The following is an 18756-nucleotide window of genomic DNA, read 5'->3' as shown; positions in this document are numbered from 1 at the left end:
CTGATATCCTTAGGGATCCCTCTTAGTCTTGTCTTAATTATATGGGATGAGAGTTTGTGGTTGTTTGGCATTGTCTATTTGTTTTTAGTTCTGTTGCTTGTTGGTATCGATTTTTTAAACTCATTGGCACCTTCACGGGTTACTCTCTCTCAAAATATTACGCCGCTTCTCTACGCAGGTCATGAAGATTACGCTTATTTTTCTTTGTCGGTTGGCAGTCGCAACAAAGCTTATGGACTAGAAGCTTTGATTGAAGTTGATGATGAATATTTTGTTAGACCCAGTGTTGGTACAATAAATCACCTGGATCGATCTCAGGAAGGCGAAATTGCTTTTCCTTTGGTCGTTAAACGTCGAGGAGTAGCAATTATTTCTCGTCTTTGTGTCAGGTGGTATAGTCCCTGGGGGCTTGTTCAAAGACAAACGACCTGGGATCTCGATCACAAAGTATCGATCCTGCCTAATGTCCATGCTGTGAAAGCGGCTGCTCTTCAAATTAATAGTCGCGATGCTTTCCATGGGACAAAAATACAAAAGCATCGGGGGGATGGTACTGAATTTGATGCTCTGAAAGAATATGTACCGGGCTTTGATTTGAGATCAATCGATTGGAAACACTCTGCCCGACATAGAAAACTGGTCTGCAAAGAGTTTCAGGTCGAACGCAATCATAATGTGATTTTGGCTTTTGATACCGGGCATCTTATGACTCGTCCATTGGACGGCCTGCCACAACTCGATCATATGATTAATGCGGGGCTTCTGTTAGGATTTATGGCTTTACGAGGCGGAGATCGTGTTGGTCTCTATGGATTTGATGCAAAGGTCCGGATGCACGCAGAGCCTCTGGGCGGTAATCAGGCTTTTAACCACTTACAGTCAAATTGTGCCAAGCTCGACTATCAATACAACGAGACAAATTTTACCCTCGGCCTTTCTAATTTGATGGGTAAGCTACAACGGCGATCCCTTATTGTTCTCTATACCGATTTTGTCGACACGGTGACTGCAGAGTTGATGATTGAGAATGTAACGCGATTAGCAAAGCGACACTTGATTATTTTTGTCACCTTGGAAGACAGAGAGCTTGCTGACGTCGCCAATCAAAGGCCCAGCTCAATCAACGAAATAGCTAAGTCCGTTGTCGCAGATGATTTTTTAAGGGACCGACAAGTTGTCTTCGAGAGACTGCGTCGGTTAGGTGTTCATTGTCTGCAAGCGCCTGCAGCTTCTGTAAGTGCAGCGCTGGTTGAACGTTATCTTGAGATCAAACATCAGGAGCTTATCTGATCATGAAGGGAGCGGGTTAAATGTCAGATAGCATCCTCAAGAGCTCCCAGTTTCGCAAGGAACGGGAAGGGTCCTGGAAAGAACTCCAGCACTTGGTTGAGGTTATTGAGAAAAAAGGCATAAAAGCCCTGAGTGCTGAGGAGCTTACCCGATTGCCCAATCTCTACCGCTTTACCCTTTCTTCGCTTTCAGTGGCGCGTGGGGTGTCGCTCGACCGTAACCTTTTGGAATATTTGGAACTACTCTCTACCAGAGCCTACTTTTGTATTTACGGTGTACATAATACTTTTGGGGGAACCGTTTTTAAGTTTCTTCTTGAAGAACTCCCAGCTGCGGTTTGGGACGCGCGTTGGCGGGTATTGTTAACGACCCTTATTATGCTGGTCGGGGCTCTAATCGCTTATTATCTGACCATAGGTAATGAAGAATGGTACTACACGATGGTCGGCGATGGCATGGCCAGTGGGCGCACACCGGCAAGTGCGACAGAAGATCTTCGCAAAGGGTTATATGATGGGGGTGATATTGATGCGGAAGATCTGAATTATTTCGCCTCGGGGCTTTTTTCCCATAACTCTTCTGTTGGTATGTTTTCATTCGCCCTTGGTTTTGCCTTGGGGGTACCGACATTTATTCTTATATTTTACAATGGTTTGATACTTGGGTCTTTTGTCGCGCTCTATGCAAGTCGGGGGCTTGGTGTTGATATCGCAGCCTGGCTATCAATTCATGGCACGACAGAACTTTTTGCTATTATTCTCTGTGGTGCTGCGGGGTTGGGCCTTGCGAAGGGGGTTATCTCGCCCGGGCGAAAATCACGACTTTCTAACTTGGCAAGTGAAGGCAAGAAGGCGGGAAGAATTGTCATCGGGGCGGTGTTGATGCTTCTTGTCGCGGCCTTGCTTGAGAGCTTTGGTCGTGAGTGGATCACAGATATTACGGCCCGCTTTACCATTGGTGGTCTGATGCTGGTTTTATGGCTGGGTTATTTTGGGTACCTCGGGAGGAAGAGATGTCAAAGGCATTAACTCCTGCTCAAGATCAGACTAACACTAAAAAGGTAAAGAAGACGGTTGAGGGAGCTTGGCGCCGGGTTATTACCCCCGAAGGGGTTCCTGTCAGGTTGGAATTAGCTTCCAGAGGTGATCGCTTCGCGGCCCTGTTGCTGGATTTGATGATCGTCTACGGCTTGCCTGTCGTTTTGATTATTGGTTTCTTTTTCTCTACGATGTGGACGCCTCTTGTCGGTAATGAAGGATCAATACAGATCCTCTTCGCTCTGAGTAATGTTGTCCTGTTTCTTTGGTATAATTTTTATTTCACTTTTTTTGAAATAAAATGGCAGGGAAGAACACCAGGTAAAAAAGCGCTGGGGATTAAAGTCGTTGATCGTCATGGCGGGCAGTTGAAATCAGATGCGGTTTTTGCACGCAACCTGATGCGAGAGCTGGAAATGTTTTTACCCATTTCTATCCTTTTCTCTCCTTTTAGTTCAGGTAGTGAGGGGCTTATCAACTTGCTGACAATTATATGGGTGGGGCTGTTTGTTTGTATTCCCTTTTTTAACAAGGATCGCCTCCGTACCGGAGATATGATCGCCGGAACCTGGGTGGTCAAAATCCCAAAGACCATTTTAATGGATGATATAGCCCAGGAGAATAGTGCTCAGATATCAGGAAAATCTTACATCGACGGCAATGAACAAGCAGAGAAAGAGCGTTATGTTTTCTCTGATGAACAGGTTGATGCCTATGGTATTTACGAACTGCAAACCTTGGAAGAGCTCCTACGAAAACCCGCGGTTGCGCCGAAGACCATTAAAGAAGTGGCTGATCGAATTAAAAGCAAAATTAGCTGGGTTGAACCTGTTGATAATAGCTCATCTAGTTTTTACTGGAAAAACCATCAAGGAAAAATTCATAAGGATACTGAGTTTCTTAAAGCTTATTATGCAGCCTTGCGGCGACGGCTGGAGGCAAAGATGCTCTTTGGTAAGCGCCGGGAAAATAAATACGATACAAAATAAAAGTTTGCATAAGGGAAGGGGGTAAAAAGTGACGACAACAAACCAGCAATTTGGGGAAGAGTTCAAGATCGGTAAAGTCATTGAGAGAAGTTATGAGATTTTCTCTCAAAATATTTATGGATTTACCTTTCTCGTTATCTTATTTCAGATTCCAGCCGTTGTTTGGTCTTTCTCATCTGGTGATTACGCGATTAACTTTGAAGACGAGGATGCGGTAGCTGCCGTTAATTGGCTAGATCATTATGGGATAATGTTTCTATCAATAATCCTGTCTTTCATATCTGATGTGGCAATTATATATGGTGTCTTTTTACATATTACGGGACGTGCTGTCACAATATCCGAATGTTTAACGGCCAGTATATTTGTGTTTGTCCCTGTGCTCGTGGCAGGATTGTTGTCAATTTTTCTGTCTTACTCTGGTTACTTGATTTATTTCATGCCAGAAATATATGCTCTTTTATATCATTCAAACTTAACGATCTTATTACTTATGCCGGGCGTTTATTTTGGGTTGTATTTTTTTGTACTATTCCCGGTAATAGTTGTTGAACAGCCTGGTATTATTGCGAGTTTTAAAAGAAGTAGCGAACTTACCAAGGGACATCACTGGTCTTTATTGGCAGTGTCATTGATGATTATAGCAGGGGCATATGGTCTTGGACTGTTAGAAAAACTTATCATTGTTCATACTATAGCTATAGGATTTGATCTTGCTGGTGTAGCTATGACAACGTTCATAGGTTCTCTGTATGTCGCATTCTTGTCAGTATTTTTTGCTATTACCTACTATAACTTACGTGCCCAAAAGGAAGGGGCACCTACTGATCAAATAGTTTCTGTGTTTGATTAATATCTGGGTGTGGTTTCTTTTTAGTAGGTATTGATCTGTCTTATTTTTTTTGGCACTTCTCCGCTTTGTTGAGTAGATTTAGGATTTCAAATAGAGCATAGATTGATTATCTGGAATGGATGATTGTCTAATTTTGAGTTTGAAGTATTCGGTATCCTTGATGCCTCTGGCTCGCTTACGGATCATTCCTATACTGACATTACCAGCCTCTATCCTGGCGCTTGTGAGCTTGTGTTTGGCGTAGTTGCAGATGCCCACACAATGTTTCCGTAGGGATTTCGCGAACTTTTTTAGATAGAGCATCTGTGACTGATCTGCTATCAGGCACCAACGTTCCAGTTGCTCCGCCATCGCCTCAAATGAAGCGGCACTCCACAGCAGCTGAAGCTGTTCTTTCAAGACGTAAAGTGCATTCAGGTTGCTATTGCTCTCCAGCAACCTTTGCAGCTTGTCACTTTGTTTTTCACTCAACTTATCCGCATTTTTGAGCAACAGATAATGCGTCCCTTTCATCAACTCTTTACCACTTGGATCGGCCTTTCTGAACTCAAGTCGACGCTGATTATGGATAGCTTTGCTGTAGTTTTTCATGACGTGGAAACGGTCAAATACTATGTCGGCCAACGGCAAGGACTCTCTGACAGCCTTTTGGTAGGCAGGCCCCATATCCATCGCTACGGCCTTTATTTTGCAGGCTGTATCTGGTTGCAGTTGTTTCAAAAACCTTGAAAAAACCTCGGCAGTTCGGCCTGCTTCAACCCAGATCAGATGACCGCCAACCATATCGTAGACCACCGTCATGTAGTCATGACCTTTCGCCCGGGCAACTTCATCTACACCAATATATTCCAAGCCAGTTAGCTCTGCAGGATCAAGCGTAGGGAGAGTTTCAATAAGGTATGCCCTGTCGATATTCTTGACCGTTTCCCATCGTATATCCAAATGTCTGGAAACCGCTTGAATAGACATATGCCGACATAATCCACTGATCAGTCGGCAAAATCGGTGAGTGAAACGGCACCCTTTATCAACAAAATCACACCCCTCAATGCGGCGTTCGCCCTTGTTAATATAAACCTGCGCCAGCTCAATCTCGACCACACAAGGATACCCAAAAAGGGGGATGTCGTTTACTTGTCGGCGGACATGCTGGTTGATGCTTCCCTTCTGGCCTGTAGCAGGGTCTATAGCCCTCCTACGCGCGTCTCGGCTGCAGTGAATGACAATCTTAACACCGCCGTCATCCAGTTTAATTTCATTTACACGTTGCCCTTTGAGGCCTAAAATATGCTGCGAGATGTTGATTGTCATATACCTGCTCTATGTAAAGTTATCAGAAACCATACATATCAACAGGTTACTTGGCGGTCGGCATCTTTTTCTACTCAACAAAGCGGAGAAGAGCCTTTTTTTTCTCTTCAGTTAGGCTTCTATACCCGTTAGACGTGGTTGTTTTTTTGTTATATTTCTCTGGGGAAAACATGACTATGATCGATGTGAGTGGTTCAATCGGTTTTCGTATTGGTGATACACTAGGGAAAATATTTAGTGTATTTATCGGTAAATTAATTCCTTTAAATCTCATCGTGCTAGTATTTCAAGGACCACTGATACTGTGGACCTTTTAAGAGATTTGAAGCTAAAAGTATCTTTTATTCGGAAAGTAAAATAGGCATATCTTGTGAATGACACTCATCAATCCCACAAACAGGTACTTAACCGTTTAAAGCGGGCGCACGGTCATATGCATAAAATTATGGATATGTTGGAAAGTGGACAGTCTTGTGTGGATGTGGCCCAGCAGCTTTATGCCGTTGAGAAGGCTGTGGTTCAAGCAAAGCGGGTACTAATTCATGATCATATTGATCATTGTCTTGAGAACCGCAATGGGACAGAAAATACGCCTGATGTCTTGAGCGAGTTCAAAGAAATTACGAAATACCTCTGAGTTTATTGTTTCTTGTTTAAGTGGTAGGTCAGGGCCATGGCGAAACAGTGTTGTAGTGCGTCTGTTGGGACATCGTCATTGAGCTCGAACATAATGCACCGGTTTCCGCCATAGTTCATTTCTTGCGGATAAAGTTCTCGAAATCGATCTATAAGATTTGTTTGGCAGTGGAAATAGACTGCATATTGACCGTTATCTGCCTTGGTTTGGTCTATTCGAATTGTTGTGCCACTTTTTGACTCTGATGTGAGGAAGCTTGGTTGTCCCCATTTAAGGGTTTCTTCAATATTTCCCACACCGTCAGTAACTTGGGCGGTTTCCAAAATCAGATCCCTTAGGGATAACAATTTTTCCCGTACATTCTCTGGGTAGTTTTGAAACGTCTGCTCTAGGGTATTTGGTAAGGTGTATTTTGACATCTGCTCAATACGGTTTTCTTCTTGAAAGTTCTTAAGAAGGGCAATCCTAACAAAGGATCCCCTTCTTGTGCAAAATCACCCGTAATGTGTCTCATTGTCTCGTTGGGTTTACTTCTTCGCAATTTCGCCTAGGTAAGCTTTAATCGCACCTTCCATACCATAAATCAGGGCATCAGCGGTTAGCGCGTGGCCGATTGAAACTTCATCGGTCCAGGGGATTGCCTTGAGGAAATGAGCGAGGTTGTCGAGGTTTAAGTCGTGGCCCGCATTTACACCGAGGCCAGCATCGCGTGCCGCAATGGCAGTGTTCTTATATTGTGAGAGAACCTGTTCCCGGTCTTCTCTGAAGTAGCATTCAAAGTAAGGGCCTGTATAAAGCTCAACCCTGTCAGCGCCGATTTCTGCGGCAGCGAGTGCAATCTCAGGTTCGTGATCAATAAATACGGATACACGGGCATTTTGTGCATGAAGCCGTTCAACAATCTCAGTTAGTCGTTCTTTGTTGCCAAGAATATCCCAGCCATGATCCGAAGTATTTTGATCGGGATCATCAGGAACCAATGTTACTTGTTGAGGTCTGGTTTCCGCCACAAGTGACATAAAATCCTCGGTTGGGTTGCCTTCTATGTTGAGCTCAATCGGGGCGGGATAGTCTTTTTCAAGCATTTCGGCGAGCTCATAAACGTCAGTTTTACGGCAATGGCGTTCGTCCGGGCGGGGATGAACTGTAATACCGCCAACACCAGCCTCTAAAGCAATTCTGGCCATCCCTGTTACGCTTGGGTAGTTGATATCACGTTGATTACGCAATAGGGCGACTTTGTTTAAATTAATGCTCAGGACAGTCATGTTTGCCTCGAATTGTTATGGTAACAATATTTGTGGTTGCTGTTATTGTTAGAATAATGTTCTTATTATTGTTGTAGTCAATGAAAACATTGTTGGGGTAACAATGTGGGTTCCACAAAATCTTGATCCAGATCTATCTGTCTATCGTGCTATATGCGAATGCCTTGCTGTGGATATAGAGCAGGGACGCCTTTCTGAGGGGCAGAAGCTTCCGCCAATGCGGGAGCTTGCAGATGAGCTCGGTGTTACTGTCGGCACTGTTCTTCGCGCCTATGACCTTGCTGAGCAAAGAGGTCTCCTTATCAAGCAAACAGGGCGGGGGAGTTTTGTCCGCGCTAAAAATGTTAAAGCACAACATGTCCGGGAAGCCTTGGACGAGACAGGTGCTGTCGATTTAAGTCGAAATGCGCCTCCCTTTATCAATTTGGAAGCTCAATTGCGTCGTTCTCTTATGGAGATCAGCAAGGACAGCAATCTTGATGGCATGTTGGAGTACGGGCAAAGTCAGGGACTGCTGCGTCATAGAGAAGTATTATGTGAATGGCTTGATGGTCGCGGTTTTAAAGCCGATCCAGCCAGGGTCATTATCACGGGCGGGGCACAGCAAGCCTTGACCGCTGCTCTGGGTGCACTGACTTCACCGGGCGATACTGTTCTGGTTGAAGAGCTTTCTTATCCAGGTATTAAAAATTACGCACGCTTTTTTGGCATCAATCTTGTTCCGGTATCTTTGGATGAGGGCGGGTTGGTACCTGAATCCGTAGAACAAGCCTGTCTTCGACATTCTGTCAAAGCGCTTTATTGCATGCCGTTTGCTCATAATCCGACAACAGCAACAATGTCTGAAGAGCGTATCGCCGAGATAGCTGACATGGCGGATCGTTATGGTTTCTTTGTGATCGAGGATGACGTTAATCCGCGCCCTGTGAGCTCTGATTTTAAGCCCATTGCGGCCTTTAACCCTGAACGAACAGTTTATATCAGTAGTCTGTCCAAAACGATTTCTCCAGGTTTGCGGGTTGGTACTCTTATGCCGCCTCAGGGTTTGTTATCTCAATTCCTCGCAGCTAGCCAAACCACAAGTTGGATGGCGCCTCCATTGATGGCTGAAGTGGCATGTCATTGGATCAAGGATGGCACAGCTACTGAGTTAGAGCGACAACGTACAACAATTACCGCAAACCTTTTACGCCAGGCGAGCATTGCCTTAGCGGACATGCCCTATCGCTTTAATGAAGCGACTTCACATCTTTGGATACCTTTGTCTGGGGCTTGGAAGGCTGAAGAGTTTGCCGAAACACTTGGGCTTAGAGGTGTACGGGTTTCACCCTCGCAGATATTTGCGGTTGATCCCGTCTCTGCACCTTCGGGTGTTAGGATAAATCTGACTAACATTGATGATGACCTACTGAAAAAATCGTTATCATCGATCGTTGAATTATGGAATAGCAGTCCGCAAGCAACCAAGTTCCATATGTGAAATTAAAATTACTTGTTTGACAATTATATTTAAAATTATAACTTAACGTATGAGTTAATTAACTGAGTAGTTAATATGGATGCGCTAAGCGATACTTTTTTTGCCCTTTCTGATCCTACCCGTCGAGCAATATTACAACGTTTGTCTGTGAGCGAAGCAACTGTTGGTGAATTGGCGCAGCCATTTGATATGTCGGCTCCTGCTATTACCAAACATCTTAAAGTTCTGGAGCGATCCGGTCTTATCCGTAAGGAAAAGGACGGGCAGTTACGACGTTGCACCTTGCAACAAGCACCTTTGAAAGGAGCATCAGAGTGGCTTGATCACTATAGTCAATTCTGGGAAGAGAGCTTTGATCAGTTGGATGGGGTCTTAAAAAAGATGGTAATAGATAAAAAAGCTGAAGGAGAAGGCTGAATGGCACAAGTGGAAGGTATTGAGCTTAATTCAGCACAGGTGCTTGAGATTACGCGTCGATTTTCTGCGCCTCGTTCTGTTGTTTTCGAGGCTATTACTCAACCGAGTGTTTTTAAACAATGGTGGGGGCCTAAAGGCTGTGATTGTTCGGAGTGTGAGATTGATCTCCGTGAAGGCGGGACCTGGCAAACTACTCTTATCGGGGCTGATGATTGTGAAACCAATAAGGTGGGCGGTACATATCAAGAAATAGATACCCCTTCTAAGCTCGTATTTACCTGGGCCTGGACGCAACCGGATGGTTCACGCGGCGATGAAACAGTGGTTACTATTCACCTGTTTGATGAAGGTGAAAAAACACTTATGGAATTTTCTCAGGCGGTATTTTCTGACGCGGATCAGTGTCAAAAACATCGGTATGGTTGGGAGAGTGCCTGTGATTGTCTTGATTTATATTTGTTGAATTCACAATAAAATGTGTCCGGAAGTTTAAGCTGGATCATTTATGTAGGGAGAAGAAAATGGGGTGTCCTGTTGTTCATTTTGAGATTATTTCTGATGATGCGGGTAAAGCGCAGGAGTTTTATGGTGATTTATTCGGTTGGAATATCGATGCTGATAATCCGATGAATTACGGTATGGTCGACACTGAAAGTGAAGATAAAGGAATTAACGGCGGTATCGGTGAAGACATGGTTGATACTGGTGGGCATCTGACATTTTACGTTGAGGTGCCGAATGTCGAAGACACTTTAAAAAGGGCTGTTGAAAAAGGCGGAACCATTGTCTTGGAATCCATGGAAATACCCGGCGGACCGACCATAGGTTTGTTTAACGATCCCGACGGTCGACGTGTGGGAGTGATTGAGGCTTAACAATTACGTTAGACAAAAGTAAGTGAGTGTAAAAAGAGTCTGCATAAAAAGAAGCAGGCTCTTTTTTATTGTAATACTATTTGTACTGACAATTTTCATGTTACTTAATAAGTTACATTTACCCGTTGCTGGTAATTGTAACGTAGGTTCTGTTTTGTTTTCATAAGCGCAGAATCCCAAATTAGGGAGTGAATGAAATGTTGGGGCATCACATGAAGTTAATTGGCTTCTTATGGCTAATATGTCTCGGCTTGTTATCTATGTCTTATGCGGTGGCAAAAGACATGAAGCTTGTTACCGGAACAGATTACGCACCCTTTACCAGCCCAGATCTGCCTGAAGGGGGTGTTATCACAGATGTTGTATCTCATGTTTTTCGGAAGATGGGCTACGGAATTGACCTTCAGTACTATCCATGGAACCGCGGAATGAAACGTGTCGCCTCGCTTGAAAGCGATGTGACGTTTCCCTACGCAAAGACTGCAGAACGAGAGAAAGATTATTTATACTCCCGGCCGGTAAATCTGCTTACTGTTAGTATCTTCCAGAGGACAGGGAGCGCCAGAGATTTTAACGAACCTCAAGATCTTGTCGGCCTTACCTATTGCCAACCCTTGGGGTATAAAACTGAAGATGAGTTAATACCTCTTCTCGAAGCAAGCGTGATAAATCGTTTTCGAGCAGACACCGTTGATAGCTGTATAGACAGACTTGGATCCGGACGCGCAGATTTCGTTGCTTTGAATAATTTGGTCGTATGGGCTGCGGCTAAACGAATTTGGATAGGGCAAGGGGGCATCGAGGAAGCTGAAAAACCTCTAAATACCTCAACAGAACACGTGATTATTTCACGACATCACCCTGATGGAGAAAAATTAATATTGGAATTTAATAGAGCCTATCAATTGCTATTAGATGACGGGACACTAAAGAAAATATGGGTTAAGCATCTTGGCGAAAATGCGAAACCTGCTTTATGATGTCTGGAGAGTGATAAGAGTAATTGAAAACTAGCAACACTCTTTGACTTCAAGGTCATTCATCTCGAGTTGAATTTTTATAGTGTTATTCGGTAGGTGATCTGTGACCATCAAGTCGAGTTCATTAAAGGCTGCTACTTTGACATTGGCCTGTCGATTCCATTTTGTGTTGTCGGCAACCAGGATTTTACGCCGACTATTTTCTAGGATGGACTGAGTTACATATGCTTCATCTGGTTTGAAATCCATCATACCAAATGTCGGATCAAGGCCCCCTGTACCAACGATGGCATAGTCAGCCTTGAAGGAAGAGAAGAACCGAATAGTTTCGACACCGACGAGATCATGGTCGCTTTGTCGTAGTTTTCCACCGGATACATGGGTATCAATGCGATCGTTGTTACAGAGTATGGCTGCTACCTTGAGGTTGTTGGTCAAGACCCTGAGATCGTTATGTTGCATAAGGGCTTTGGCAACGGATCCAACAGTTGTACCAATGCCAAGGAAAATGGTTGAGCCATCGGGTATTTGTTCTGCCACTGTTTGGCCAATTTGTTCTTTATTGCCTGCGTTCATGACCTGCCGGGTATTAAAGGACAAATTTTCGATTGCCGAAGGTAGGCAAACCCCACCGTGAACACGTCTGAGCATGCCGGTTTCACAAAGAGAATTAATGTCTTTGCGAATAGTCTGAGTGCTTAATTGAAAGTGTTGAGCAAGGTCATCGATGCTTAAGGCATCTTCTCTGCTGGTCCACTCGAGAATTTTGTTCTGTCTTTCACTCAGGCGCATGGTCATGCCAATTTCCGTTGTAAGTGTTAAATTTATACTGTCGTATCAATTTATATAATATTCAGAACTTGCCCTTTTATTGCCATTTCTCGGTATTGGGTTTGGGTCTGAAATATAGATCACCTGTTGTGCGGAAAATCTATACCCCAGACCGTGTACCAAAATCAAATTACCTAACTGTGATCTGTGTTCAAACTAATCGAAGCCCTGTTTCTTTGTTGAAAATCAAAGCATTTTCATGATCATATTCAAGCTTTAGGGTTTCTCCAATTTTGGGTTCCTGTTTTTGATTAACCCGCAAGCAAATTTCTAAATCATGACCTTCTTCAGTCGCGGCATCGATTAATGTTCCATAGATGAGATTATCTGCGCCGTGTTGTTCGACCAAATCGATCCTGAAACTTAGTGGCCCCTTGTCGTCTATACGAAGGTGTTCTGGTCGGATACCCAAGGCCAGATTTTCCCCTTCAGGAAGGTTGTTAAAACCTTTTACTTCCAGGTTTCCGCTTTTGAGGAGTTTGCCATCAAAACGCACAGGTATAAGGTTGATCTGAGGGGATCCAATAAAACTGGCTACAAACAAGGTTTTGGGATCTTTATAGAGCTCTATCGGTTTTCCCATCTGTTCGATTTGTCCGTTGTTGATGACGGCAAGACGATCAGCGAGAGTCATAGCCTCAGTCTGGTCATGGGTAACGTAAATACTGGTCACACCCATTTTTCGTTGTAGTTTTTTAATTTCAATGCGCATTTGCACACGCAGCTTGGCATCCAGATTACTTAAGGGTTCATCAAAGAGAAATACTTTGGGATTTCGAACAATTGCACGGCCCATGGCAACGCGTTGCCTTTGCCCGCCCGATAATTGATTGGGGCGTCGGTCCAAGAATTCCTCAATGTGAAGCGTCTTGGCAGCCGCAACGACCTTATTATTTATTTCTTCTTTGCTATCACCTCTGTTTTTGAGGCCGTAGGACATATTCCCGCGGACAGACATATGTGGGTAGAGGGCATAATTCTGGAAGACCATGGCGACATTGCGTTCGGAAGGAGAGACATCATTGATCCGTTGGTCATCGATGTGAATATCGCCTTCTGTAACGGACTCTAATCCCGCGACCATTCGTAATAGTGTTGATTTTCCGCAACCGCTTGGACCGACAAACACGATGAACTCGCCGTTGGCAATATCCATATTCACTCCCCGAACGGCATGGGCGCCGTTAGAGTAAGTCTTGTTTACATTGGTAAGTTTAACATCGGCCATTATTTTTCACTTTCTACCAAACCTTTAACAAACCAACTCTGGAATACGAGCACCACAACAACAGGGGGCAGCGTAGCCAGAATGGTAAGGGCATATGCTTTTTGGAATTGAGGGAGTTCACCCCCTTCAGACAATACCTGATAAATCTGCTTAATTCCGATTACCAAAGTGTAGTTGTCTTCTTGAGTTGTCATGATCAGGGGCCACAGATACTGGTTCCAGCCAACGACAAACATAATGATCAAAATAGCTGCAATCATCGTTTTGGAAATTGGGACCAGAATATCTATGAAAAACCGCCAGGCATTCGCACCGTCAAGACGTGCTGCTTCCAATAACTCTTCTGGCACAGATTTATAGAACTGTCGGAAATAGAAAGTACCTGTTGCTGAAGCAATAAGCGGGAGTATCAATCCTGTGTGTGTATCGAGCAAACCCATGCCCGCAACTACCTCATAGGAGGGGATAATCCTCACTTCTAGAGGCAAGAGAAGGGTCATGAAGATAATCCAGAACAAAGGCGCAGCCAGTCTAAAGCGGAAATAGACAATGGCATAAGCGGCAAGCATGGAAATGACGACTTTCCCCACGGCAAATCCGATACCCAGAATAAGGCTGTTCCAGAGCATCATGCTGGCGGTGACCCTTTTCATCACGCCACCTTCTTCAAAGAGTACTTCGTTATAGTTCGACAGAAAATGGCTTCCAGGCCATGCCTGAAGCCCGTCTCTGAAGAGGGTTTCTGCAGAATGGGTTGAAGACATAAAGGCGACCCATACCGGGGCCGTCATAAAGAGGGCCCCTAGGATAAGGATCAGGTGACCAGAAATCGTATGCCAAGAAAATTTAAACATCCTCATCACCCTTAATAATGAACTTTACGTTCGATTAAACGGAACTGAACGACTGTCAGGGCTAGTACCATAAGCATTAGAACAACGGATTGAGCGGATGACCCGCCGAGATCGTTACCTCTAAAGCCATCGGTAAAGACTTTGTAGACGAGAGTGTTCGTGGATCCACCCGGTGCGCCACCTGTTGTGGTGTCAATGATGCCGAAGGTCTCGAAAAAGGCATAGGTAATGTTGATGACAACGAGGAAAAATGTCGTTGGGGCCAGAAGTGGAAAAGTCATTGTCCAAAAGCGTCTTAGGTTACTTTTGCAGTCGATTGTTGCCGCTTCAATCACTGATTTTGGAATTCCTTGCAGACCGGACAGGAAGAAAATGAAGTTCACACTTACCTGTTTCCAGACGGCAATAAGGACAACAACAAAGCCTGCATCAAAAGAATCAAGCTTGTGGTTAAAGTCCCACCCCATGGCATTAAGGAAATAATATAAATCACCAATCAGTGGGTTGAACATCAAGTTCCCCATCAAACCTGCAACAGGAGGAGCGATGGCATAGGCCCACATCAACATGGTTTTATAGGTGCGTGCGCCTTGAATGACTTCGTTGGCTTTTACAGCGAGCAACATAGCCAAAGCGAGAGAAAGAAATGTCACAAGGAAGGAAAAAACAATGGCACTTCTCCGCTTTGTTGAGTAGATTTAGGATTTCAAATAGAGCATAGATTGATTATCTGGAATGGATGATTGTCTAATTTTGAGTTTGAAGTATTCGGTATCCTTGATGCCTCTGGCTCGCTTACGGATCATTCCTATACTGACATTACCAGCCTCTATCCTGGCGCTTGTGAGCTTGTGTTTGGCGTAGTTGCAGATGCCCACACAATGTTTCCGTAGGGATTTCGCGAACTTTTTTAGATAGAGCATCTGTGACTGATCTGCTATCAGGCACCAACGTTCCAGTTGCTCCGCCATCGCCTCAAATGAAGCGGCACTCCACAGCAGCTGAAGCTGTTCTTTCAAGACGTAAAGTGCATTCAGGTTGCTATTGCTCTCCAGCAACCTTTGCAGCTTGTCACTTTGTTTTTCACTCAACTTATCCGCATTTTTGAGCAACAGATAATGTGTCCCTTTCATCAACTCTTTACCACTTGGATCGGCCTTTCTGAACTCAAGTCGACGCTGATTATGGATAGCTTTGCTGTAGTTTTTCATGACGTGGAAACGGTCAAATACTATGTCGGCCAACGGCAAGGACTCTCTGACAGCCTTTTGGTAGGCAGGCCCCATATCCATCGCTACGGCCTTTATTTTGCAGGCTGTATCTGGTTGCAGTTGTTTCAAAAACCTTGAAAAAACCTCGGCAGTTCGGCCTGCTTCAACCCAGATCAGATGACCGCCAACCATATCGTAGACCACCGTCATGTAGTCATGACCTTTCGCCCGGGCAACTTCATCTACACCAATATATTCCAAGCCAGTTAGCTCTGCAGGATCAAGCGTAGGGAGAGTTTCAATAAGGTATGCCCTGTCGATATTCTTGACCGTTTCCCATCGTATATCCAAATGTCTGGAAACCGCTTGAATAGACATATGCCGACATAATCCACTGATCAGTCGGCAAAATCGGTGAGTGAAACGGCACCCTTTATCAACAAAATCACACCCCTCAATGCGGCGTTCGCCCTTGTTAATATAAACCTGCGCCAGCTCAATCTCGACCACACAAGGATACCCAAAAAGGGGGATGTCGTTTACTTGTCGGCGGACATGCTGGTTGATGCTTCCCTTCTGGCCTGTAGCAGGGTCTATAGCCCTCCTACGCGCGTCTCGGCTGCAGTGAATGACAATCTTAACACCGCCGTCATCCAGTTTAATTTCATTTACACGTTGCCCTTTGAGGCCTAAAATATGCTGCGAGATGTTGATTGTCATATACCTGCTCTATGTAAAGTTATCAGAAACCATACATATCAACAGGTTACTTGGCGGTCGGCATCTTTTTCTACTCAACAAAGCGGAGAAGAGCCAATTTGTTTTGGTTTTTTAAGTCCACCGAAAGACATCTTCGTTTTTGGGAGAAATTTCTTTGGCTTGGTTAGGAATCCAGTCAGGTTTTCTTCTGTCCAAGTTAAGCCGGAAGCTTTCATCGCTTTTGAATATTTATAGCCTTCTACGGTGGCAGCAGCTTTGCCAACAACACCGTGAAGGTTCGGGCCGATTTTATTTTTCCCACCAGCATCTACAGTATGGCAGGCTTTACATTTTTTGAAAACTTTCTTGCCTGCAGCTGCATCCCCGGCTTGGGCAGCACTAAGGCTAAGACCAAAACCGACTGCAAGTCCTAGGACCAATTTGGCAACTTTCGCCATAATAACTCTCTCCTGAGTTGTTGATGCCATTTTGTTTTCACAAAAGAACTAACATCAAATAAATGAAAAAATAGCTAACCGTGTCACCAGATCCTAGTTTGCCATCTTGACGCAGCATAGATTCTTGAATCTAGTTTTGATTTGATTCTGCTCAACTTTATCGTTTTTTCTAGGCACTTCTCCGCTTTGTTGAGTAGATTTAGGATTTCAAATAGAGCATAGATTGATTATCTGGAATGGATGATTGTCTAATTTTGAGTTTGAAGTATTCGGTATCCTTGATGCCTCTGGCTCGCTTACGGATCATTCCTATACTGACATTACCAGCCTCTATCCTGGCGCTTGTGAGCTTGTGTTTGGCGTAGTTGCAGATGCCCACACAATGTTTCCGTAGGGATTTCGCGAACTTTTTTAGATAGAGCATCTGTGACTGATCTGCTATCAGGCACCAACGTTCCAGTTGCTCCGCCATCGCCTCAAATGAAGCGGCACTCCACAGCAGCTGAAGCTGTTCTTTCAAGACGTAAAGTGCATTCAGGTTGCTATTGCTCTCCAGCAACCTTTGCAGCTTGTCACTTTGTTTTTCACTCAACTTATCCGCATTTTTGAGCAACAGATAATGTGTCCCTTTCATCAACTCTTTACCACTTGGATCGGCCTTTCTGAACTCAAGTCGACGCTGATTATGGATAGCTTTGCTGTAGTTTTTCATGACGTGGAAACGGTCAAATACTATGTCGGCCAACGGCAAGGACTCTCTGACAGCCTTTTGGTAGGCAGGCCCCATATCCATCGCTACGGCCTTTATTTTGCAGGCTGTATCTGGTTGCAGTTGTTTCAAAAACCTTGAAAAAACCTCGGCAGTTCGGCCTGCTTCAACCCAGATCAGATGACCGCCAACCATATCGTAGACCACCGTCATGTAGTCATGACCTTTCGCCCGGGCAACTTCATCTACACCAATATATTCCAAGCCAGTTAGCTCTGCAGGATCAAGCGTAGGGAGAGTTTCAATAAGGTATGCCCTGTCGATATTCTTGACCGTTTCCCATCGTATATCCAAATGTCTGGAAACCGCTTGAATAGACATATGCCGACATAATCCACTGATCAGTCGGCAAAATCGGTGAGTGAAACGGCACCCTTTATCAACAAAATCACACCCCTCAATGCGGCGTTCGCCCTTGTTAATATAAACCTGCGCCAGCTCAATCTCGACCACACAAGGATACCCAAAAAGGGGGATGTCGTTTACTTGTCGGCGGACATGCTGGTTGATGCTTCCCTTCTGGCCTGTAGCAGGGTCTATAGCCCTCCTACGCGCGTCTCGGCTGCAGTGAATGACAATCTTAACACCGCCGTCATCCAGTTTAATTTCATTTACACGTTGCCCTTTGAGGCCTAAAATATGCTGCGAGATGTTGATTGTCATATACCTGCTCTATGTAAAGTTATCAGAAACCATACATATCAACAGGTTACTTGGCGGTCGGCATCTTTTTCTACTCAACAAAGCGGAGAAGAGCCAAAACAATCGTAAAGCCAGCGGATTGAAGCCAGGCATCTTTAAAAATGGTGTCTTCATAATTTCTAAACCAGACAAACTGCGAAGATAGGCCGAAAGCGTCTTCAAGCAAAAATGACTGATATATGGCCTGAGCTGCAGGCCATAGGAAAAAGATACAAATAATAATAATTTGCGGAGCGATAAAGAGATAAGGTATCGGGCTGTGGCTAAATTGAACTCGTTTCATAGCAGAAAGCGCGCTCCGTATTCGTCGGTAGTATCTAAAATTATGGACGATGACCTTTCAGTCACCGTCCATAACTCAACTTAGTTGTAGGTCGCGTCAAAGCGCTCTAGCAATTCGTTACTTTCTTCTTCGATTTTAGAGAAAGCATCGTCTACAGATGATTTTCCTGCGAAAATATCATCGTAATGTTTGTAAAGCACTTCACGGATTTGGACATAATAACCAAGACGATAGCCTTTAGTCCAATCGCCACCAGGTTGGTTCAACTGAAGAATTCCAATTTCAGCATCTGGTGTTGTTTTGTAATAACCGGAAGATTTAGCCAGGTCGTAAGCTGCATTGGTAATCGGAACATAACCGGTTTCTTTATGCCAGAAATACTGCATTTCCGGGCTGGTTAGGAACTTCATAAAGTCAGCTACACCTTTGTACTCTTCGTCATCATGACCAGCCATTGTGAAAAGGGCTGCGCCACCGATAAAGGTGCCTTTTGGTTCATCAACGATTGACTTCCAATAGGGAAGGAAAGAACCTCCGAATTTAAATTCAGCGCTTTTTGTCAGACCACCGAAAGAGCCTGATGA

24 protein-coding genes are annotated in these 18756 nt (G+C 44.4%); 13 read left to right on the top strand and 11 right to left on the bottom strand.

Going from position 1 to position 18756, the window contains the following annotated elements; all coding sequences use genetic code 11:
* The first annotated feature begins 54 nt into the window (after window positions 1-54).
* From ACOGW3_RS04615 to ACOGW3_RS04600, 4 genes are read left to right on the top strand one after another with little or no spacing between them, the layout of a single operon-like run.
* Window positions 55-1290, top strand: a complete 1236-nt coding sequence (locus tag ACOGW3_RS04615; protein ID WP_419901898.1) for a DUF58 domain-containing protein — start codon at window positions 55-57, stop codon at window positions 1288-1290.
* Between the two features lie 20 nt (window positions 1291-1310).
* Window positions 1311-2318: a stage II sporulation protein M gene (locus ACOGW3_RS04610; RefSeq protein ID WP_419901897.1), complete on the top strand. Its 1008-nt coding sequence runs from the start codon at window positions 1311-1313 to the stop codon at window positions 2316-2318.
* Window positions 2303-3316 (top strand): RDD family protein, encoded by a 1014-nt coding sequence (locus tag ACOGW3_RS04605; RefSeq protein ID WP_419901896.1) that lies wholly within the window; start codon window positions 2303-2305, stop codon window positions 3314-3316. The genes ACOGW3_RS04610 and ACOGW3_RS04605 overlap by 16 nt, the downstream gene beginning before the upstream one ends.
* A gap of 28 nt (window positions 3317-3344) precedes the next feature.
* Window positions 3345-4169, top strand: coding sequence for a hypothetical protein (locus tag ACOGW3_RS04600; protein WP_419901895.1), 825 nt, complete (start codon window positions 3345-3347; stop codon window positions 4167-4169).
* 78 nt (window positions 4170-4247) lie between these two features.
* Here ACOGW3_RS04600 and ACOGW3_RS04595 read toward each other — a convergent pair whose 3' ends face one another.
* Window positions 4248-5480, bottom strand: a complete 1233-nt coding sequence (locus ACOGW3_RS04595; protein WP_419901077.1) for an ISL3 family transposase — start codon at window positions 5478-5480, stop codon at window positions 4248-4250.
* Here ACOGW3_RS04595 and ACOGW3_RS04590 point away from each other — a divergent pair.
* Window positions 5467-5595, top strand: coding sequence for a hypothetical protein (locus ACOGW3_RS04590; RefSeq protein ID WP_419901894.1), 129 nt, complete (start codon window positions 5467-5469; stop codon window positions 5593-5595). The two genes, ACOGW3_RS04595 and ACOGW3_RS04590, sit on opposite strands and share 14 nt — an antisense overlap.
* A gap of 255 nt (window positions 5596-5850) precedes the next feature.
* Window positions 5851-6117, top strand: coding sequence for a metal-sensing transcriptional repressor (locus tag ACOGW3_RS04585; RefSeq protein ID WP_419901893.1), 267 nt, complete (start codon window positions 5851-5853; stop codon window positions 6115-6117).
* A gap of 2 nt (window positions 6118-6119) precedes the next feature.
* Here the strand turns inward: ACOGW3_RS04585 and ACOGW3_RS04580 are convergent, their stop codons facing one another.
* Window positions 6120-6536: a DUF1801 domain-containing protein gene (locus tag ACOGW3_RS04580; RefSeq protein WP_419901892.1), complete on the bottom strand. Its 417-nt coding sequence runs from the start codon at window positions 6534-6536 to the stop codon at window positions 6120-6122.
* 108 nt (window positions 6537-6644) lie between these two features.
* On the bottom strand, window positions 6645-7385 hold the full coding sequence (locus ACOGW3_RS04575) for a pyridoxine 5'-phosphate synthase (RefSeq protein WP_419901891.1): 741 nt from the start codon (window positions 7383-7385) through the stop codon (window positions 6645-6647).
* 103 nt (window positions 7386-7488) lie between these two features.
* Here ACOGW3_RS04575 and ACOGW3_RS04570 point away from each other — a divergent pair, with 103 nt between their 5' ends.
* The 5 genes from ACOGW3_RS04570 (at window position 7489) to ACOGW3_RS04550 (ending at window position 11137) form a co-directional block, all read left to right on the top strand.
* Window positions 7489-8865, top strand: a complete 1377-nt coding sequence (locus tag ACOGW3_RS04570; RefSeq protein ID WP_419901890.1) for a PLP-dependent aminotransferase family protein — start codon at window positions 7489-7491, stop codon at window positions 8863-8865.
* A gap of 75 nt (window positions 8866-8940) precedes the next feature.
* Window positions 8941-9282 (top strand): ArsR/SmtB family transcription factor, encoded by a 342-nt coding sequence (locus tag ACOGW3_RS04565; protein WP_419901889.1) that lies wholly within the window; start codon window positions 8941-8943, stop codon window positions 9280-9282.
* A complete protein-coding gene (locus ACOGW3_RS04560; RefSeq protein ID WP_419901888.1) occupies window positions 9283-9756 on the top strand; it encodes an SRPBCC family protein in 474 nt (157 codons plus the stop codon).
* Between the two features lie 47 nt (window positions 9757-9803).
* Window positions 9804-10157 (top strand): VOC family protein, encoded by a 354-nt coding sequence (locus ACOGW3_RS04555; protein WP_419901887.1) that lies wholly within the window; start codon window positions 9804-9806, stop codon window positions 10155-10157.
* Between the two features lie 212 nt (window positions 10158-10369).
* Window positions 10370-11137 (top strand): substrate-binding periplasmic protein, encoded by a 768-nt coding sequence (locus ACOGW3_RS04550; RefSeq protein WP_419901886.1) that lies wholly within the window; start codon window positions 10370-10372, stop codon window positions 11135-11137.
* 30 nt (window positions 11138-11167) lie between these two features.
* Here ACOGW3_RS04550 and ACOGW3_RS04545 read toward each other — a convergent pair whose 3' ends face one another.
* The 5 genes from ACOGW3_RS04545 to ACOGW3_RS04525 all read right to left on the bottom strand — a co-directional run bounded on the left by ACOGW3_RS04545 (window position 11168) and on the right by ACOGW3_RS04525 (window position 15981).
* The gene (locus tag ACOGW3_RS04545; protein ID WP_419901885.1) at window positions 11168-11935 is read right to left on the bottom strand and encodes a DeoR/GlpR family DNA-binding transcription regulator; all 768 of its coding nucleotides are present in this window, start codon (window positions 11933-11935) and stop codon (window positions 11168-11170) included.
* Window positions 11936-12119: 184 nt separating this feature from the next.
* Entirely contained in the window at window positions 12120-13196 is a 1077-nt protein-coding gene (gene ugpC / locus ACOGW3_RS04540) for a sn-glycerol-3-phosphate ABC transporter ATP-binding protein UgpC (RefSeq protein ID WP_419901884.1), read from the bottom strand.
* Window positions 13196-14050, bottom strand: coding sequence for a sn-glycerol-3-phosphate ABC transporter permease UgpE (gene ugpE, locus ACOGW3_RS04535; protein ID WP_419901883.1), 855 nt, complete (start codon window positions 14048-14050; stop codon window positions 13196-13198). Before ugpE ends, ugpC begins: the two co-directional genes overlap by 1 nt.
* 11 nt (window positions 14051-14061) lie before the next feature.
* Window positions 14062-14703 carry an ABC transporter permease subunit gene (locus ACOGW3_RS04530; RefSeq protein ID WP_419901882.1) on the bottom strand — a complete coding sequence of 214 codons (642 nt, stop codon included), beginning with the start codon at window positions 14701-14703 and terminating at the stop codon, window positions 14062-14064.
* A gap of 45 nt (window positions 14704-14748) precedes the next feature.
* On the bottom strand, window positions 14749-15981 hold the full coding sequence (locus ACOGW3_RS04525) for an ISL3 family transposase (RefSeq protein ID WP_419901077.1): 1233 nt from the start codon (window positions 15979-15981) through the stop codon (window positions 14749-14751).
* Here ACOGW3_RS04525 and ACOGW3_RS04520 point away from each other — a divergent pair.
* Window positions 15968-16096, top strand: a complete 129-nt coding sequence (locus ACOGW3_RS04520; RefSeq protein ID WP_419901881.1) for a hypothetical protein — start codon at window positions 15968-15970, stop codon at window positions 16094-16096. The two genes, ACOGW3_RS04525 and ACOGW3_RS04520, sit on opposite strands and share 14 nt — an antisense overlap.
* Here the strand turns inward: ACOGW3_RS04520 and ACOGW3_RS04515 are convergent.
* Window positions 16056-16448: a c-type cytochrome gene (locus ACOGW3_RS04515; RefSeq protein WP_419901880.1), complete on the bottom strand. Its 393-nt coding sequence runs from the start codon at window positions 16446-16448 to the stop codon at window positions 16056-16058. The two genes, ACOGW3_RS04520 and ACOGW3_RS04515, sit on opposite strands and share 41 nt — an antisense overlap.
* A gap of 169 nt (window positions 16449-16617) precedes the next feature.
* The gene (locus tag ACOGW3_RS04510; protein ID WP_419901077.1) at window positions 16618-17850 is read right to left on the bottom strand and encodes an ISL3 family transposase; all 1233 of its coding nucleotides are present in this window, start codon (window positions 17848-17850) and stop codon (window positions 16618-16620) included.
* Here ACOGW3_RS04510 and ACOGW3_RS04505 point away from each other — a divergent pair.
* The gene (locus tag ACOGW3_RS04505) at window positions 17837-18034 is read left to right on the top strand and encodes a hypothetical protein (protein ID WP_419901879.1); all 198 of its coding nucleotides are present in this window, start codon (window positions 17837-17839) and stop codon (window positions 18032-18034) included. The genes ACOGW3_RS04510 and ACOGW3_RS04505 overlap by 14 nt on opposite strands.
* 218 nt (window positions 18035-18252) lie before the next feature.
* Here ACOGW3_RS04505 and ACOGW3_RS04500 read toward each other — a convergent pair.
* A partial coding sequence (locus tag ACOGW3_RS04500; RefSeq protein WP_419901878.1) for an extracellular solute-binding protein occupies window positions 18253-18756 on the bottom strand: 504 nt, incomplete at its 5' end.

The sequence above is a fragment of the Kiloniella sp. genome (genome assembly GCF_965205715.1).
Taxonomy (GTDB): domain Bacteria; phylum Pseudomonadota; class Alphaproteobacteria; order Kiloniellales; family Kiloniellaceae; genus Kiloniella.
This window is presented reverse-complemented; position numbering and strand designations above follow the sequence as displayed.

Bases quoted from the DNA above. Each gene is read 5' to 3' on its own strand.
- ACOGW3_RS04610 (WP_419901897.1), top strand. From the start codon at position 1,311: ATGTCAGATAGCATCCTCAAGAGCTCCCAGTTTCGCAAGGAACGGGAA.
- ACOGW3_RS04605 (WP_419901896.1), top strand. From the start codon at position 2,303: ATGTCAAAGGCATTAACTCCTGCTCAAGATCAGACTAACACTAAAAAG.
- ACOGW3_RS04590 (WP_419901894.1), top strand. From the start codon at position 5,467: ATGTTGATTGTCATATACCTGCTCTATGTAAAGTTATCAGAAACCATA.
- ACOGW3_RS04595 (WP_419901077.1), bottom strand. From the start codon at position 5,480: ATGACAATCAACATCTCGCAGCATATTTTAGGCCTCAAAGGGCAACGT.
- ACOGW3_RS04580 (WP_419901892.1), bottom strand. From the start codon at position 6,536: ATGTCAAAATACACCTTACCAAATACCCTAGAGCAGACGTTTCAAAAC.
- ACOGW3_RS04575 (WP_419901891.1), bottom strand. From the start codon at position 7,385: ATGACTGTCCTGAGCATTAATTTAAACAAAGTCGCCCTATTGCGTAAT.
- ACOGW3_RS04570 (WP_419901890.1), top strand. From the start codon at position 7,489: ATGTGGGTTCCACAAAATCTTGATCCAGATCTATCTGTCTATCGTGCT.
- ACOGW3_RS04565 (WP_419901889.1), top strand. From the start codon at position 8,941: ATGGATGCGCTAAGCGATACTTTTTTTGCCCTTTCTGATCCTACCCGT.
- ACOGW3_RS04560 (WP_419901888.1), top strand. From the start codon at position 9,283: ATGGCACAAGTGGAAGGTATTGAGCTTAATTCAGCACAGGTGCTTGAG.
- ACOGW3_RS04555 (WP_419901887.1), top strand. From the start codon at position 9,804: ATGGGGTGTCCTGTTGTTCATTTTGAGATTATTTCTGATGATGCGGGT.
- ACOGW3_RS04550 (WP_419901886.1), top strand. From the start codon at position 10,370: ATGAAGTTAATTGGCTTCTTATGGCTAATATGTCTCGGCTTGTTATCT.
- ACOGW3_RS04545 (WP_419901885.1), bottom strand. From the start codon at position 11,935: ATGACCATGCGCCTGAGTGAAAGACAGAACAAAATTCTCGAGTGGACC.
- ugpC (WP_419901884.1), bottom strand. From the start codon at position 13,196: ATGGCCGATGTTAAACTTACCAATGTAAACAAGACTTACTCTAACGGC.
- ugpE (WP_419901883.1), bottom strand. From the start codon at position 14,050: ATGTTTAAATTTTCTTGGCATACGATTTCTGGTCACCTGATCCTTATC.
- ACOGW3_RS04520 (WP_419901881.1), top strand. From the start codon at position 15,968: ATGTTGATTGTCATATACCTGCTCTATGTAAAGTTATCAGAAACCATA.
- ACOGW3_RS04525 (WP_419901077.1), bottom strand. From the start codon at position 15,981: ATGACAATCAACATCTCGCAGCATATTTTAGGCCTCAAAGGGCAACGT.
- ACOGW3_RS04515 (WP_419901880.1), bottom strand. From the start codon at position 16,448: ATGGCATCAACAACTCAGGAGAGAGTTATTATGGCGAAAGTTGCCAAA.
- ACOGW3_RS04505 (WP_419901879.1), top strand. From the start codon at position 17,837: ATGTTGATTGTCATATACCTGCTCTATGTAAAGTTATCAGAAACCATA.
- ACOGW3_RS04510 (WP_419901077.1), bottom strand. From the start codon at position 17,850: ATGACAATCAACATCTCGCAGCATATTTTAGGCCTCAAAGGGCAACGT.